At 65.6% G+C, this 13,073-nt stretch carries 17 protein-coding genes; 8 read left to right on the top strand and 9 right to left on the bottom strand.

Annotated elements, in window-relative coordinates:
• Positions 1–38: 38 nt before the first annotated feature.
• Positions 39–467 carry an HIT family protein gene (locus tag ACIPUD_RS09850; RefSeq protein ID WP_018455165.1) on the top strand — a complete coding sequence of 143 codons (429 nt, stop codon included), beginning with the start codon at positions 39–41 and terminating at the stop codon, positions 465–467.
• 109 nt (positions 468–576) lie between these two features.
• On the opposite strand, the gene tsaA is transcribed toward ACIPUD_RS09850, so the two are convergent.
• The 4 genes from tsaA to ACIPUD_RS09870 form a co-directional block, all read right to left on the bottom strand.
• Entirely contained in the window at positions 577–1,068 is a 492-nt protein-coding gene (gene tsaA / locus ACIPUD_RS09855) for a tRNA (N6-threonylcarbamoyladenosine(37)-N6)-methyltransferase TrmO (RefSeq protein WP_018455166.1), read from the bottom strand.
• Positions 1,069–1,099: 31 nt separating this feature from the next.
• Positions 1,100–1,450 carry an AzlD domain-containing protein gene (locus ACIPUD_RS09860; RefSeq protein ID WP_085351380.1) on the bottom strand — a complete coding sequence of 117 codons (351 nt, stop codon included), beginning with the start codon at positions 1,448–1,450 and terminating at the stop codon, positions 1,100–1,102.
• Positions 1,447–2,187 carry an AzlC family ABC transporter permease gene (locus ACIPUD_RS09865; protein WP_085351379.1) on the bottom strand — a complete coding sequence of 247 codons (741 nt, stop codon included), beginning with the start codon at positions 2,185–2,187 and terminating at the stop codon, positions 1,447–1,449. Before ACIPUD_RS09865 ends, ACIPUD_RS09860 begins: the two co-directional genes overlap by 4 nt.
• A gap of 106 nt (positions 2,188–2,293) precedes the next feature.
• The gene (locus tag ACIPUD_RS09870; RefSeq protein ID WP_162496523.1) at positions 2,294–3,238 is read right to left on the bottom strand and encodes a lytic transglycosylase domain-containing protein; all 945 of its coding nucleotides are present in this window, start codon (positions 3,236–3,238) and stop codon (positions 2,294–2,296) included.
• A gap of 115 nt (positions 3,239–3,353) precedes the next feature.
• On the opposite strand from ACIPUD_RS09870, the gene ACIPUD_RS09875 reads away from it, so the two are divergent.
• Positions 3,354–4,394 (top strand): TRAP transporter substrate-binding protein, encoded by a 1,041-nt coding sequence (locus ACIPUD_RS09875; RefSeq protein ID WP_085360945.1) that lies wholly within the window; start codon positions 3,354–3,356, stop codon positions 4,392–4,394.
• Between the two features lie 42 nt (positions 4,395–4,436).
• On the opposite strand, the gene ACIPUD_RS09880 is transcribed toward ACIPUD_RS09875, so the two are convergent.
• A complete protein-coding gene (locus tag ACIPUD_RS09880; protein ID WP_018455171.1) occupies positions 4,437–4,637 on the bottom strand; it encodes a hypothetical protein in 201 nt (66 codons plus the stop codon).
• Positions 4,638–4,713: 76 nt separating this feature from the next.
• On the bottom strand, positions 4,714–5,010 hold the full coding sequence (locus tag ACIPUD_RS09885) for a hypothetical protein (RefSeq protein WP_085351377.1): 297 nt from the start codon (positions 5,008–5,010) through the stop codon (positions 4,714–4,716).
• Positions 5,011–5,243: 233 nt separating this feature from the next.
• Here ACIPUD_RS09885 and ACIPUD_RS09890 point away from each other — a divergent pair, with 233 nt between their 5' ends.
• The gene (locus ACIPUD_RS09890) at positions 5,244–5,882 is read left to right on the top strand and encodes an HAD family hydrolase (protein WP_018455173.1); all 639 of its coding nucleotides are present in this window, start codon (positions 5,244–5,246) and stop codon (positions 5,880–5,882) included.
• Positions 5,883–5,887: 5 nt separating this feature from the next.
• Here the strand turns inward: ACIPUD_RS09890 and ACIPUD_RS09895 are convergent, their stop codons facing one another.
• Both ACIPUD_RS09895 and ACIPUD_RS09900 read right to left on the bottom strand, forming a co-directional pair.
• Complete coding sequence (locus tag ACIPUD_RS09895) at positions 5,888–6,928, bottom strand: phenylacetaldoxime dehydratase family protein (protein ID WP_085360943.1); 1,041 nt, start codon at positions 6,926–6,928, stop codon at positions 5,888–5,890.
• Between the two features lie 27 nt (positions 6,929–6,955).
• Entirely contained in the window at positions 6,956–7,972 is a 1,017-nt protein-coding gene (locus ACIPUD_RS09900; RefSeq protein ID WP_018455175.1) for a carbon-nitrogen hydrolase family protein, read from the bottom strand.
• A 197-nt stretch (positions 7,973–8,169) separates the two neighbouring features.
• Between ACIPUD_RS09900 and ACIPUD_RS09905 the strand changes: the two genes are divergently transcribed.
• The 5 genes from ACIPUD_RS09905 (at position 8,170) to ACIPUD_RS09925 (ending at position 12,419) form a co-directional block, all read left to right on the top strand.
• Positions 8,170–9,126 carry an AraC-like ligand-binding domain-containing protein gene (locus ACIPUD_RS09905; protein WP_085360941.1) on the top strand — a complete coding sequence of 319 codons (957 nt, stop codon included), beginning with the start codon at positions 8,170–8,172 and terminating at the stop codon, positions 9,124–9,126.
• A gap of 98 nt (positions 9,127–9,224) precedes the next feature.
• Positions 9,225–9,461 (top strand): hypothetical protein, encoded by a 237-nt coding sequence (locus tag ACIPUD_RS09910; RefSeq protein WP_026232896.1) that lies wholly within the window; start codon positions 9,225–9,227, stop codon positions 9,459–9,461.
• 116 nt (positions 9,462–9,577) lie between these two features.
• Positions 9,578–10,603: an aldo/keto reductase gene (locus ACIPUD_RS09915; RefSeq protein WP_085351373.1), complete on the top strand. Its 1,026-nt coding sequence runs from the start codon at positions 9,578–9,580 to the stop codon at positions 10,601–10,603.
• 26 nt (positions 10,604–10,629) lie between these two features.
• Entirely contained in the window at positions 10,630–10,851 is a 222-nt protein-coding gene (locus tag ACIPUD_RS09920; protein WP_162496372.1) for a hypothetical protein, read from the top strand.
• 146 nt (positions 10,852–10,997) lie between these two features.
• Entirely contained in the window at positions 10,998–12,419 is a 1,422-nt protein-coding gene (locus ACIPUD_RS09925; RefSeq protein WP_051112982.1) for an MFS transporter, read from the top strand.
• A gap of 46 nt (positions 12,420–12,465) precedes the next feature.
• On the opposite strand, the gene ACIPUD_RS09930 is transcribed toward ACIPUD_RS09925, so the two are convergent.
• Positions 12,466–13,011 carry a cupin domain-containing protein gene (locus tag ACIPUD_RS09930; protein ID WP_446480480.1) on the bottom strand — a complete coding sequence of 182 codons (546 nt, stop codon included), beginning with the start codon at positions 13,009–13,011 and terminating at the stop codon, positions 12,466–12,468.
• Positions 13,012–13,073 lie beyond the last annotated feature (62 nt).

The raw sequence follows: 13,073 nt of genomic DNA on the forward strand, positions 1-13,073 counted from the left end.
TGGTGACAGTAAGCGCAAAATTCCAGGGAGCCGCCGCCATGACCGCCTACGACCCCGACAACATCTTCGCGAAGATCCTCCGCGGTGAATTCCCCTGCCACAAGGTTTACGAGGATGAGCACGTGCTCGCCTTTCTCGACATCATGCCGCGGGTACCGGGCCACACGCTGGTGATTCCAAAAGCTCCTGCCCGCAACATCCTCGACATCAAGCCTGATGACTACGCCCACGTCGCCCGCGGCGCACACAAAATCGCTGCCGCAGCGATGACGGCGTTCAAGGCCGACGGCATCACCGTGCAGCAGTTCAACGAGGCGGCCGGCGGACAGGTGGTGTTTCATCTCCACATGCACGTGATGCCGCGCCACGACGGCGTGGCGATGCTTCCGCCCGCCAGCCGCAAGGAAGACGTCAAGGTGCTGGAAGAGAACGCGACCAAGCTGATCGCGGCGTTGAAGGCGGGCTGACGCTCTCCACTCGTCATTCCGAGCGCAGCGAAGCAATCCAGACTGCCTCCGCGGCTACAGTCTGGATTGCTTCGTCGCAAGAGCTCCTCGAAATGACGGAGGAGACACTTCACTCCGTCTGAAAATCTCCCGGCTGCGGGGCGGCCAGCGGCGTGAACTCGCAACGATCTGGTTTGATGTCGATCAGCGGCGTGTTGTCGAGGCAATCGAGCCCGCGCACCAGAATCGCGTTGCCTTCGATGCCGACCAGCTTCACGATCGACGTGCCGATCGGATTAGGGCGCACCGGCGAGCGCAGCGAAAACGTGCCGCGGGTCTTCTCGTTGTTCTTAGGGCTTTGCAGGACGATGTCGCGGCGCGACTTGTCGAGCCAGTAAAGCACTTCGAGATTGCTGTAGAAATCGACGCCCTTGATCGCCGGCACGAACGGCTCGAAGATCTCGAGCCGACATATCGGGCCGTCTGTCCGGCCCTGCCGCGGGGTCTCCATCCGCGAGCTCCAGGGCGTGCGGATGCGGCCGATGAAGACGAGGCCGGCATCTTGCGTCGGCGGCAGCTCGATGGAGACTTCACCCTCGCGGAGCTGGTTTTCGCGAACCATATGTCCAATTCCCTGCTGTTCGCCGGCGGTTTTAGCCCAACCACCACTTGCCGGCCAGCATGAAGACTTCGCCCGCGACCACGCCCGCGAAGATCGAGCGGCGGGCCAGCAGGAAGACGACGAGGCCGGCGCCGACCGCACCGTAGCGCAGGGCGTCCGGCACGCTCGCAAGCGCCCCGGGGGGCTCGACCACGATCTGGGCGATGACGCCGGCCAGGATCGCCGTGGCGACCGCCCGTACCCAGACCAGAAGCTCGGAGCCCTCGTCGATGCCGCCGCCGAACCACAGGCCCAGCATGCGCCATATCTGGTTGGGAACAACGCCGGCGACGAACAGCACCGCCAGCGCGTGCCAGTCGCCGATGAGCTGCGCAAAGTTCATGCCCGCACCTCCCGCCACCAATGCACGCCATAGGCAATCGTGCCCGCTACGAGCCCGCTGACGAGGATGTCGAGGCCGGAATTGATCTTCGCGGCCAGTGGATACAGCAATATGCCCAGCGCGAGGGCGACGACATCGGCGACCTCGCGGCTGTTGCGTGCGGTCGAGAACAGGAAGGACAGCGGCGTCAGCAAAAGGATCGCCGCGCCAAGCGTCTGAGTCAGATTGGCGGCAAGGAAATAGCCGACCGCATTGGCGGTGAGACACACCGAGACAAGACCGAAGCCAAGTCCGTTGACGAAGGCGATCCGGCGTTCGCGCGGTACCTGCGGCAGGAAGCGATGGCATTCGACCCACAGTGTCACCGCGGTGAGATGCGCCGCGAAAAACAGCTCGCGCCGTTTCGTCGTCGGCGTGCGCATCAACGGCAGCACCGAGACCACCATCGGAAACAGCCGGATCGCACTGACGGTGACCGCGATCGCGGACTGGACGATCGTCGCGCCGGAGCCAAGCGTGGTGATCAGGATGATCTGCGCCGGACCTGCCCAGACGAACAGCGTCGAGCAGAGCGCCCAGAGCAGGCTGAAATGTGTGTCGTGGGCGAGCGCGCCGATGCCGAGATAGGTCACGAACAGCACGAGCGTGAGGATGGTCTGCGTGATCGAGCGCAGCCCCCACGCAAAGGCGCGCCAGGGACTTTGCCATTGAGGTGAATCGAGCGGAGGAAGCGCCACGGGGAGTCTTGGCCGGATGAGGAATCGTGCCCGCATAACGGGCAATGCGGCGCCTCGCGTCAAGAAAGCGCACGGCGGGGCTGGCATGCACGCTGGGACAGATGCCCTACCCGCTCACACCGCGATTCTTCAGCACGAAGCACGCCCCGCCGGCCTTGCGGATGCGACCGCAGAGTTCATCCGCCTCGCTCCGCGTATCGGCGCCGATGCGCACCTGGTAGAAGGCGCGCGTGCCGCGGCTGCGCATCACCGAGCTGAGCAGGCTCGGATCACGTTCGCCGATCGCGGCGCTCAGCCGCGTGACCGCGCGGGAGTACATTGCCAGCGCCCGGTTGCGGTCAAAGCCCGCGGCGAGCTGCACGCCCCAGATCTTTGCAGCCGCAAGCTCCACATGCTGCTCGAGCTCGGCGACGAAGGCATTCGGCGCGCGCTTCAAAAGTGCCATCAGATCGCGGCAGCTTGTCGGTGGCGCGCTCGGCGGCCCCTTGCCGGTCGCGCCTGCCTTGGCCCACGCATCGACGCTCGTGCCGGTGATCGCAAGAACGTAATTGCGGGTCTGCTCGGGCATGCCGCCGGTGCCGGCGAGCCATTCCTGCACCCGGCGCGGCCCGGCATTGTAGGCGGCCGCCGCCAGCCCGAGATTGCCGAACTGGTTGCGCAGCTCGTTCAGGAATTCCGCCGACTTCGGCAGCGCCTGCACCGGATTGAAGGGATTGAGCAGCCCGCGCTCGCTCGCGGTGCCCGGCATGAATTGCGCGATCCCCTGCGCCCGCTCGCCGCTGCGCGTCACCGGCCCGACCGCATCGGTCTGGAAGTGGCTTTCCTGCCAGATCACGCGGGCGAAGAACTCCAGCGGAAGATTGGCATCGCGCGCCGCGGCCTCGATGATCAGGCAGATCGATTCCCGCGTGTCGCTCTCCCGCGCACCGGGCTTCTCCGGCTGCACAGCGAGTTCTTCGACGCTGGGGATGGCAACGTCGGTCTTGGCGGGCGAACTGTCCCATGCCGCGGCCTGGGTCGACGAGACAAGCAGCGCGGAGATGATGCACATCGCAATCTGCACCCATCGCGCGCAGGCACGGCGGTAGCGCGCCTCGGCGCGGCATGCGACAGTGTGATCAACAATGTTGTGGCATCGTGCCATGGTTCGACGGGTCGCCAATATTATGCTGCCTGACCTGCTTCTCCCAATGCGTTACCCCGCCAAACGGATCCGCGCGATCCTTGTCCTCGCCGCGCTCATCCTGAGCGTCGCGCCAGCCGCCGCGCAGGTGACGTCTCAAGTCGCGTCTCAAGTCAATTGGCGGATGACCACGGAATACCCTGAGAATAACATCTCCGGGATTGGGCTGGCGACTTTCGCCAGCCGCGTCTCCGACCGTACCCACGGCTTCGTGACCGTGACTAACGCCTTCGACAACCAGCTCAAGATCAACTCGGGCGAGATGCCGCGCGCGGCGCTGGACGGCCGGATCGCGGGCGGCGATGCCTTCGCGGGCGCGCTCTCGGGCCTCGACCCTGTGCTCGGATTGTCCACCCTGCCTTTTCTCGTGCAATCGGTGGATCTCGCCCGGGCCACCAATCTGCGGGCGCGACCGCTCTATGAGAAGGCGCTGGCTGCGCGCGGCCTCAAGCTGCTCTATGTGACGATCTGGCCGGCCACGGGCCTCTGGTCGGAGCAGTCGCTCGACGGTGCTGACGACCTGCCGAAACTGAACCTGCGAACCTACGATGCCAATTCCACCGAGGTCATGCGCGCAGCCGGCGCGAACGCGCAATTCCTGCCGATGGATGCGGCGCTCGCCGGACTGAGGGAACACCGGCTGAATGCCTTCCTCACCTCCGGCGACGGCGGCGCGGGACGCAAATTGTGGGACTTCCTGCCGCATTTCACGGCCATCAACTACGCGATGCCAATCTCGATCGCCTTCGTCCGCAGCGACGCCTTTGCCGAACTGTCCGAACCGATGCAGCGCGAGGTGCTGGCGGCGGCGGCCGAGACTGAGCAGAGCCAGTTGGCGCTATTGAGCCACCGCACCATCGAGAACTATGCGCGCATGCGCGACAATGGCGTCCATATCGCCGAGCCGGCGCCTGCGTCCCTTGTCACGGAGCTGCGGAAGGCAGCAACGGGCGCGATCACCGCCTGGGAAACCCGGGCAGGCGCGGAGGCGACCGCCATCGTTGAATGGGCGAGACAGCAATGAGGGAGCGGTAGCGGCGCTCCGCTGGTCTCGCTGCCTACCGCCTTAGTTTTTGACCGCAACCGGGATTTCGCCCCGGATGGCGCGGTCGAGGGCATCAATCAGCGCCTGGATCTCGATAAACTTGTTGCGCGCTCGCTCGGCCGTGTCGCGCACAAAGGGGGCGGCCAGCACTTTCGCATGCGCGTCCCTGTCCTCGATCATGCGCTCACGGGCCTTCTTCAGGGTTTCAAGTCGCTCGCTCATCCGGCCTCTCCTGAAAAAATCGTCTCGATCCCTCGTCCGGACTCGTTGATCGACGAGCGCGGCGAACGAGCAACCCTCAACAGCCCCGGCAGATGTTCTTCAGCTTCGCCGCGGTTCTGGCCTCTTCCGCCACGAACGGGTCCTTGTAGGCAGCACGGGACCCATCGCCTTCCGCAGCAGCGGGCTTTTTTTCCTTCGGAGGAAACGCAGCATCGTAGCAGGCGAGACGTCCGCTCGTGCTTTCGATCGCCCGGCAGTCCGGTCCTGCCGCGACAGCGCCTTGCGACAGTGTGCCAAGTATCAATGTGCCAAGCATCAATGCGACGAGAAGCGCTCTCCGGCGGATCCAGTCGACCAGACGAAATCGAGTCATGCACGCTCCTGCTCAGTCGGCGGGAGCGCTGGTGACCCTCAGTCACCGGTCGATGCCAATGGAAGGCGGTGATGGCGCGACTGTACGCTTCCCTCCCGCGAATAGCGAGCTTTAAGGGATACGCGGTATCGGGGAAGGCGATTTTCGGCGTGACAATGGTTGCGCGTTTGCCTTGGCCCCCGGCCTCGTTTAGGTCAGGCAATAGGCGGCGGTATCAACACAGGCGCGACAATATGGTGACCATTTATTTCGATCTCGACGGCACGCTGACCGACCCGAAGCCCGGGATCACGCGCTCGATCCAGTACGCCCTGGAGCGGCTCAACGTTGCGGTTCCGAGCGAGGACGAGCTGACCTGGTGCATCGGGCCGCCACTGCATGCCAGCCTGCAAAAGCTCACGGGCAGCGCGGAACTCGCCGACCGGGCGCTGCTGCTCTATCGCGAGCGCTTCAGCGACGTCGGCCTGTTCGAGAACGAAGCCTATGCCGGCATCACAGACACCCTGACAACGCTTGCCGCGACAACACCGCGCATGTTCGTGGCGACCAGCAAGCCCGCGGTCTACGCCACCCGTATCGTCGAGCATTTTGGCCTGAAACCGTATTTCGAGCGGGTGTTCGGCTCCGAACTCGACGGCACGCGCGTCGACAAGCGCGACCTGCTGCGCTACGCGCTCGACGAAGCCAGGGTCGATCCCGCCAGCGCGATCATGGTCGGCGACCGCAGCCATGACGTGGTCGGCGCCCGCACCAACGGCATGACCGCGATCGGCGTGCTCTATGGCTACGGCAGCGAGACCGAGCTGCGGGACGCCGGCGCGCATCACATCTGCGCCGCGCATCCCGAGCTGCTCGGCCATTGCGTGATCTAACTCTATCAAGCGGCGACGCTCTCCACCGCCGCCAGCATGCCGGTCTTGGCGTGACAGTTCAGGTACTCGAAGAACTGCTCGTCGGCAGCAGCCACGGTGACCTCGTGGTAGAGCCGCAGTTTTGCCGAGGGGCCGAGCGTCGACAGGTACTTCATCGCGGCTCCGAATATCTTGACGTGAGTCGGATGCGACTCCGCCCACCGCTCCAGCGCCGCCAGGCTCTTCCACCAGCTTTGACCGTAGGACTTTTCACTCGCGTCCCCGCCGGCTGCGAGCACGCGCATGTAACGGTTGGTGTAACAGCCGATGCCAAGCCCCTCATCGCGCAGGAAATCCATGCCCTCGCGCAACACCGGTTCGACCTCGTCGAGATAGAGCTTTCGCTCCGAGGCCTCGGTATCGCTCCAATCCTGGCCTGATCGGATCAGGCAAAGATTGTCGTGCGCCTGCACGCGCAGTCGCGCGCCATCGCGGATCAGCTCGGGATTGCCGCCCGGCGACATCGGATCGGTCTGTGACAGCGGGATGCGGTCGCGCATGCCGCCCCAATAGGCGTGCTCCTGCACCTCGCCGCTCATGCCGCCGGCGATTGCGGCGACGCCCTCGGGCCGGCCGAGCGAGGAAAACAGCGTCTCGTGCCGCGCCACCGTAGGGCGCAGCACCTCGATGAAAGTGCCGATGCCCTCGGGCTGCGTTCCGGTCCATGCCTCGCGCGCCGCTGCAAACCATTTGTCGAACCGCGCAATGTCGTCCCAATAGGCCACCGAGATGACGTTCTCGTAGCCTGCCTGATCAACATATTGCGCCCGGTCCCAATGCGAAGGACCGCCTTCCGCGGCAAACCGCGCCGCGATTTCGGCGAGAGCGTCCGTTGCAGCAGCTACCGCCGTGCCGCGATATTGAAGGCCGAAATAGGCCATCACGACCCGGTTCACGGCAGGCTTATAGCGCGCCACGAAAGACGGGTATGGCGGCTGGTAATCGTCGGGCACGCGCTTGTGGCGCGTGCGCGGGCTCTCGAGATGCAGAGGAATTGCGGATTCCATGATCGTGCCTCCCCTCGATTGCGGCGATCAGCTCGCCGCCGCGGCAATGTCCGTGGGCTCGACGGTGTCGACCGGCAGCGCAAACTGCTCGACGCGCTGGTATCGCTTCTTGTTGAGCAGGAGCCGCGTCACGTCGGGGCGCGAATAGTGCCCGGCTGGATCAGCGGCGTTCTTGGCGACGCCGATGGCGCCAAGATCGATCTCGGCGATCAAGAGGCCCTCCTGGTCCGGCGCGAGCTTGTCGCCGATCTGGCTGCCATCGGGGCCATAGATCGCAGCGAAGCCGCCGCCGGCATGCAGCAGCGCGTGCTTGTCCGGCCGATCACAGAGCTCGTCGATCATGGCTTGCGAGACCGTCGCGCAAGGCGCGAGCACGAAGCAGGAGCCCTCGACCGCATAGACGCGCGAGGCGGCGTTATTCACCTCGGCGCCGAGCGCCGGCGCGAAAGGATCGTAGAGCGAAAAGCTCGGCCAGGCCGCGACATGGACCTGCTCGTTCTGGGCATACATGGCGTATTTCGACAGCGGCTGGAGATGCTCCCAGCAGCACAGGGCGCCGATGCGGCCGATGTCGGACCGCGCGTGCACGGCGAGATCGCTGCCGTCGCCCTCGCCATAGACCGTGCGCTCGGCATGGGTCGGCCGCAACTTGCGGCGCTTTGCGATGGTCTCGCCATCGGGCCCGATCAGCCATTGCGCCAGATAGAGACTGCCGCCGTCGCGCTCGGACAGACCGAGCACGGCAGTGAGCTTGGCCTTGCGCACGGCGTCGCGCAGCCGCTCGGCCTGCAGACTGTCATAGGACAGCGAATTGTCGAAATAGCGCTGCACGAAGCCACGACCGATCGCCCAAGCCGGCGAATCCATCCAGATGTGCCAGGGGTAGCCGGGGATGAAGGCTTCCGGAAAAGCGATCAGCTTGGCGCCCTTCTCGGCGGCGTCCCTGATCAGGGCGATCGACTTGTCGATCGAGGCGTCGAGATCGAGCCAGGCGGGCGCCGCCTGCACCACCGCGACCTTGTATTTCGGATGTTCGATGCCCATTCCCGCCTCCCTTGCCGGTTGATCGGAAGCCAGGTCCGATGCAGTCTATTTGACCAAGCCGGGCGGCGGGCGCTCGACCGCGGCGGAACAAAAACTCGACCGGACGGGATTCACCGACCCGGTACGGGATTTGCCTTCGTCAGTCGGGACCAGCGCCGACACGCGATTTTGCGGGATGTGAAAGGGAGGCTCTGCAGATGCCAATCCAGTTCACCACGGACGACAGCCCAGGCCACCGCCGGCTTGCGCTCTGGCAGGATATCGTTTGCGACGTCTTCGTCGGGCTCGACTGCAGGTCCGATCTTGGCAGCGCCTTTCGCGGCACGGTCACCCGGGCGCCACTGGGCAAGGCGGAATGCTCCGAGGTCTGCTCCGACCGTCAACACGTGTTGCGCACGCCGTCGCGCATCGCGCGCTCGGATCAGGACTTCATCCTGATCGCGCTCGGCAATCGCGGCGCCGGCGGCGTGGTGCAGGACGGCCGCGAGGCCGTGGTCAGTCCGGGAGAGTTTGCGCTCTATGACACCACCCGTCCCTACGAGCTGAAATTCGACGGCATCTTCACGCAGACCATCTTCAAGGTGCCGCGCGAGATGCTGCAGCGCCGGCTCGGCGCGACCGAAACTCTTACTGCCACCTCTTTCGGGCCGGACTCGCCACTGCAGAGGATCGCCTACGATTTCATCTACCGGCTCTGCCAGAGCGCGGATCAGATCGATCCGCACCACGCCGCCGCTCTGTCGGAACAGGCCGTCGATGTCCTGGCGATGGCGCTGGGCGAGCGGCTGGGCAAGACGCCGCTGCCGTCCTCGACGCATCGCTCCGCCCTGCTCTACCGATTGAAGGCGCATATCCGGGCTCATCTTGCCGATCCCGACCTCTCGCTGTCAGAGACCGCAGCGGCGCTCGGCATCTCGTCCCGCTATGTCAACGATCTCCTCGCTGACGAGGACACCTCGTTCCAGCGCTACGTCCTCGGTGAGCGCCTCGCTCAATGCAGGCGCGACCTCGCCTCCCCCGTGCTCGCTCACCGCCACATCAGCGAGATCGCCTTCGCCTGGGGCTTCAACGACCTCTCGCATTTCGGCCGCGTCTTCCGCGAGCATTTCGGGATGTCACCGCGCGACTTCCGGCAGAGCCAGTCGCGGCATTGACGTCCGGGCAGCCAATGGCCCGAGCCTTCGCTTCAGGCGAAGGCCGTGCTCGTGAATTCCAGATTGTCAGGTGCTGCAGCCGGGATCAGGCTCTGCACATGAGAACCAACGCCACGATAAGCGGATCGGAAGTCTTGCTCGGCGTGATCGCGATCCGGCTCGCGGTGCTTGTTGCGGTGGGCTGGAGCCTGACGCTCCTGCCGCGGCCGGCGCGCGAGAGCGAGGCCACCTGCCTTCAATCACCAGTAACGAGGGGCGCGGCTCGGCTTCCGGCGACGACGGCCAGCCCGCGCGTGACTGACGCGGCATTCGATGACATGCGTCTGCACGACTAGGCCGTTTCCAAGCAAGGCCGGTATGTGAGCGCGAGGTAGGACACGGCGCAGCCTTGCATTACGATCCGGCACAGAGGTCGCGGGGATCAATCAGCGGCCAGCCGAGGAGCAAATCGATGGAATACCGACGCTTGGGCCGCTCGGGCCTCATGGTGCCCGCCTTGAGTCTTGGGACCGGCACCTTCGGCGGCGTGGGCCGCCTCGCTGCGTGGGGCACCACCGACGCGACCGAAGCCCGGCGCCTTCTGGATATCTGCCTCGATGCCGGCGTGTCGATGTTCGACACCGCGAACGTCTATTCGCTCGGCGAGTCCGAGCGCGTTCTCGGCGAAGCCATCAAGGGCCGCCGCGACAAGGTTTTGGTTTCGACCAAGGCGACGTTCCGCTTCGGCGACGGCCCCAACGACATCGGGTCGTCGCGGCAGCATCTGCTTACAGCCATCGACGCTTCGCTGAGCCGGCTCGGCACCGACTACATCGACCTGTTCCAGCTTCACGGCTTCGACGCCTTCACCCCGCCTGAAGAGGTGCTCGCGACTCTCGATGTGCTCGTGCGCGCCGGCAAGATCCGCTACGTGGGCGTGTCGAACTTTTCGGGCTGGCACCTGATGAAATCGCTTGGCGTTGCCGACAAGCATGGCTTCCCGCGTTACGTCGCCAACCAGACCTATTATTCACTGATCGGGCGCGACTACGAATGGGAGCTGATGCCGCTCGGCCTCGACCAGGGCCTCGGCGCGGTGGTCTGGTCGCCGCTCGGATGGGGACGCCTCACCGGAAAGATCCGCCGCGGCCAGCCAAAGCCTGACGTAAGCCGCTTGCCCAAGACGGCCGAGTTCGGCCCGCCCGTGCCGGACGAGCACGTCTATCGCGTCGTCGATGCGATCGACGAGGTCGCCAGGGAAACGGGCAAGAGCGTCTCGCAGATCGCGCTGAACTGGCTGCTGCAGCGTCCGACCGTCTCGACGCTGATCATCGGCGCGCGCAACGAGACGCAGCTGCGCGAAAATCTCGGCGCGGTCGGCTGGTCATTGACCAAGGACCAGATCGCCAAGCTCGATGCGGCGAGCAAGGTGACGCTGCCCTATCCTTACTGGCACCAGCGCACAACTTTCACCGACCGCAATCCGCCGGCGGTGTAGAGACCGGCACGCCGGCGCAGTCCGGCTTGAGCTGCATCAAGCCGGCCCGCGCCGACAGTGGCATCGTGCGCTCACGCGAGGCAGCCGATGCGCCGATTTGCCATGAAGGCCCTGTTCACCGCTCTCAATCTCAACCGCGCCGAGCGGAGCGGATCGATTGGGAGCGCACCATCCTGATCGTCTCGACCGCGGTGACGGTTGGGCTCGGCGCGCTCTATGTGTTCGGGAAGTCGACCTCCCGCTGGTGAGCCGCGAGGCCGTGCCGACCCATGCCCGCGGTGCCGGGAGACCCGCTCCCGGCGCAGGAACCGCCCGTATCCTGCCGGGTTGCGATGCATCTCGCAATTTCCTAATCCGGAGACGAACCACGGCTCGAATCAAGCACGCCGCCATCATGTTGCCAGCCTCCATGGAGCACGCCGACGGCCTGCCGCAGCCGCAGCGTGGCCAGGCGGTCCTGACCATTGCGCTCGGCATTATCATGGCAGTGGTCGACAGCGCCATCGCCAACGTCGCGCTGCCGACGATCGCGGCCGACCTCGACGCCAGCCCGGCGTTCTCGATCTGGATCGTCAACGGCTACCAGCTCGCGATCACGATCTCGCTGCTGCCGCTGGCTTCGCTCGGCGAGATCGTCGGCTATCGCCGCGTCTATCTGGTCGGCCTGGTGCTGTTCACATTTGCCTCCGCACTCTGCGCGCTGGCGCACACGCTGCCGCTCCTCACGATTGCACGCATCGTGCAGGGGTTCGGCGCGGCCGGCATCATGAGCGTCAACGCAGCGCTGGTGCGTTTCACTTACCCACGCAGCCAGCTCGGCCGCGGCATCGGGCTCAACGCTCTCGTCGTCGCCTTCTCAGCCGCGGTCGGCCCGACGCTCGCCGCCGGTATCCTGGCGTTCGGCAGCTGGCCCTGGCTGTTCGCCATCAACGTTCCGCTCGGCGTGGTGACATTGGTGCTGGGCCTGCGCAGCCTGCCGCACACCAGGCCTGCGAGCCATTCCTTCGACTGGCAGAGCGCGGGGCTGTCCGCGATCACCTTCGGCGTCGGCATCGCGGCCGTCGATAGCGTCGGTCATGGCGAAGCCGCGATCACCTGCCTCGTGCAGTTCGCCATTGCGCTCGTCGCCGGCGCGCTGCTGATCTACCGCGAGACCCACATGGCCTCGCCGCTGCTGCCGATCGACCTATTGCGCATCCCCGTGTTCGCATTGTCGATTGCGACCTCGATCGCCTCGTTCTGCGGGCAGATGCTGGCCTTCGTCGCGATCCCCTTCTATCTCCAGAGCCGCTTCGGCTATTCGGCGGTGCATATGGGCCTCTTGATCACGCCGTGGCCGATCGCGGTGGCGTTCGCAGCCCCCCTCGCCGGCCGCCTGGTGGAGCATTATCCGGCCGGCCTGCTCGGCGGCATCGGCCTTACGCTGTTCGCCTGCGGCCTCGCTGCGCTCGCCTTGCTGCCGGCTGCGCCCACGCCGCTCGACGTAGTCTGGCGGATGGCGCTGGCCGGCGCCGGCTTCGGCTTGTTCCAGACCCCCAATAACCGCACCATGATCGCGGCCGCCCCGCGCGAGCGTGCCGGCGGCGCCAGCGGCATGCTGGGGACCGCGCGGCTGCTTGGGCAGACCACCGGCGCAGCGCTGGTGGCACTCTTCCTCGGCCGCTATCCGATCGAGGGAACCAGGATCGCGTTGCTGACCGGCGTCGGCTTCGCGCTCTGCGGCGCGGCGCTGAGCATGTTGCGGCTGTCGTCCGCGGGTGCGCGCGGCGCCGAACATGTTCGCGTGCAGGACGACCAGCGCCTGCGCGGCGAATAGCGCGCGACCATTTGGGAAGGCCGATTTCGGCTGCGTTCGCCGCGCCTCATATCTTCACCATCTCGGTGCGATATTTCGGCAGCAGTGCTGCGATCAGCTTGCCTTTCTCGGCCATCTCTTCCGGGGTCGGCTTCGGCGGTGGCGATGTGCGGCCATCGACGGGAAAGCCAACCGCCAGGAAGAATTCGTCCTGTCCCGCTGGCGCGCACATGCAGAGCATACGGGCCGTCTTGCCGGACACGTTCTTGAACGCGTGCGGCGCGTTGGCCGGGACGTTGACGGTCGACCCCGCACTTACGGTATGGGACTTACCGCGAAAGGTGAATTCAAGTTCGCCTTCGAGCAGCGTGAACATTTCCTCGAAGTCGTGGCGGTGCGGCGGGGGCCCGCCGCCGGCGGGCACCAGCATGTCGACCAGGCAATAGCGTCCTGCGGTCTGCGCGCCCGACACCAGAACCGTGTAGGTGCCGCCGGCCACAGAGATATGCGGCACGTCAGCGCCGTCGGGATCGGCGACCGTCAGGGCGCGGCCGGGATCGTCGGCGGGGATCGAGGAAGCTGACGACGAGTTTGCAGAAGGCGTGTTGGTCATATCGGATCTTCTTGCTTATATTTGGCTGCCAATGAGAAAGGCCGGCTTCTCAGCCGGTCTTT

Source organism: Bradyrhizobium sp. CAR08 (assembly GCF_052871955.1).

Coding starts and splice junctions, on each gene's coding strand:
- ACIPUD_RS09915 (WP_085351373.1), top strand. CDS start 9,578: ATGGAATACCGACGCTTGGGCCGCTCGGGCCTCATGGTGCCCGCCTTG.
- ACIPUD_RS09875 (WP_085360945.1), top strand. CDS start 3,354: ATGCTGCCTGACCTGCTTCTCCCAATGCGTTACCCCGCCAAACGGATC.
- ACIPUD_RS09895 (WP_085360943.1), bottom strand. CDS start 6,928: ATGGAATCCGCAATTCCTCTGCATCTCGAGAGCCCGCGCACGCGCCAC.
- ACIPUD_RS09905 (WP_085360941.1), top strand. CDS start 8,170: ATGCCAATCCAGTTCACCACGGACGACAGCCCAGGCCACCGCCGGCTT.
- ACIPUD_RS09885 (WP_085351377.1), bottom strand. CDS start 5,010: ATGACTCGATTTCGTCTGGTCGACTGGATCCGCCGGAGAGCGCTTCTC.
- ACIPUD_RS09860 (WP_085351380.1), bottom strand. CDS start 1,450: ATGAACTTTGCGCAGCTCATCGGCGACTGGCACGCGCTGGCGGTGCTG.
- ACIPUD_RS09850 (WP_018455165.1), top strand. CDS start 39: ATGACCGCCTACGACCCCGACAACATCTTCGCGAAGATCCTCCGCGGT.
- ACIPUD_RS09870 (WP_162496523.1), bottom strand. CDS start 3,238: ATGTGCATCATCTCCGCGCTGCTTGTCTCGTCGACCCAGGCCGCGGCA.
- ACIPUD_RS09910 (WP_026232896.1), top strand. CDS start 9,225: ATGAGAACCAACGCCACGATAAGCGGATCGGAAGTCTTGCTCGGCGTG.
- ACIPUD_RS09930 (WP_446480480.1), bottom strand. CDS start 13,011: ATGACCAACACGCCTTCTGCAAACTCGTCGTCAGCTTCCTCGATCCCC.
- ACIPUD_RS09880 (WP_018455171.1), bottom strand. CDS start 4,637: ATGAGCGAGCGACTTGAAACCCTGAAGAAGGCCCGTGAGCGCATGATC.
- tsaA (WP_018455166.1), bottom strand. CDS start 1,068: ATGGTTCGCGAAAACCAGCTCCGCGAGGGTGAAGTCTCCATCGAGCTG.
- ACIPUD_RS09925 (WP_051112982.1), top strand. CDS start 10,998: ATGTTGCCAGCCTCCATGGAGCACGCCGACGGCCTGCCGCAGCCGCAG.
- ACIPUD_RS09900 (WP_018455175.1), bottom strand. CDS start 7,972: ATGGGCATCGAACATCCGAAATACAAGGTCGCGGTGGTGCAGGCGGCG.
- ACIPUD_RS09890 (WP_018455173.1), top strand. CDS start 5,244: ATGGTGACCATTTATTTCGATCTCGACGGCACGCTGACCGACCCGAAG.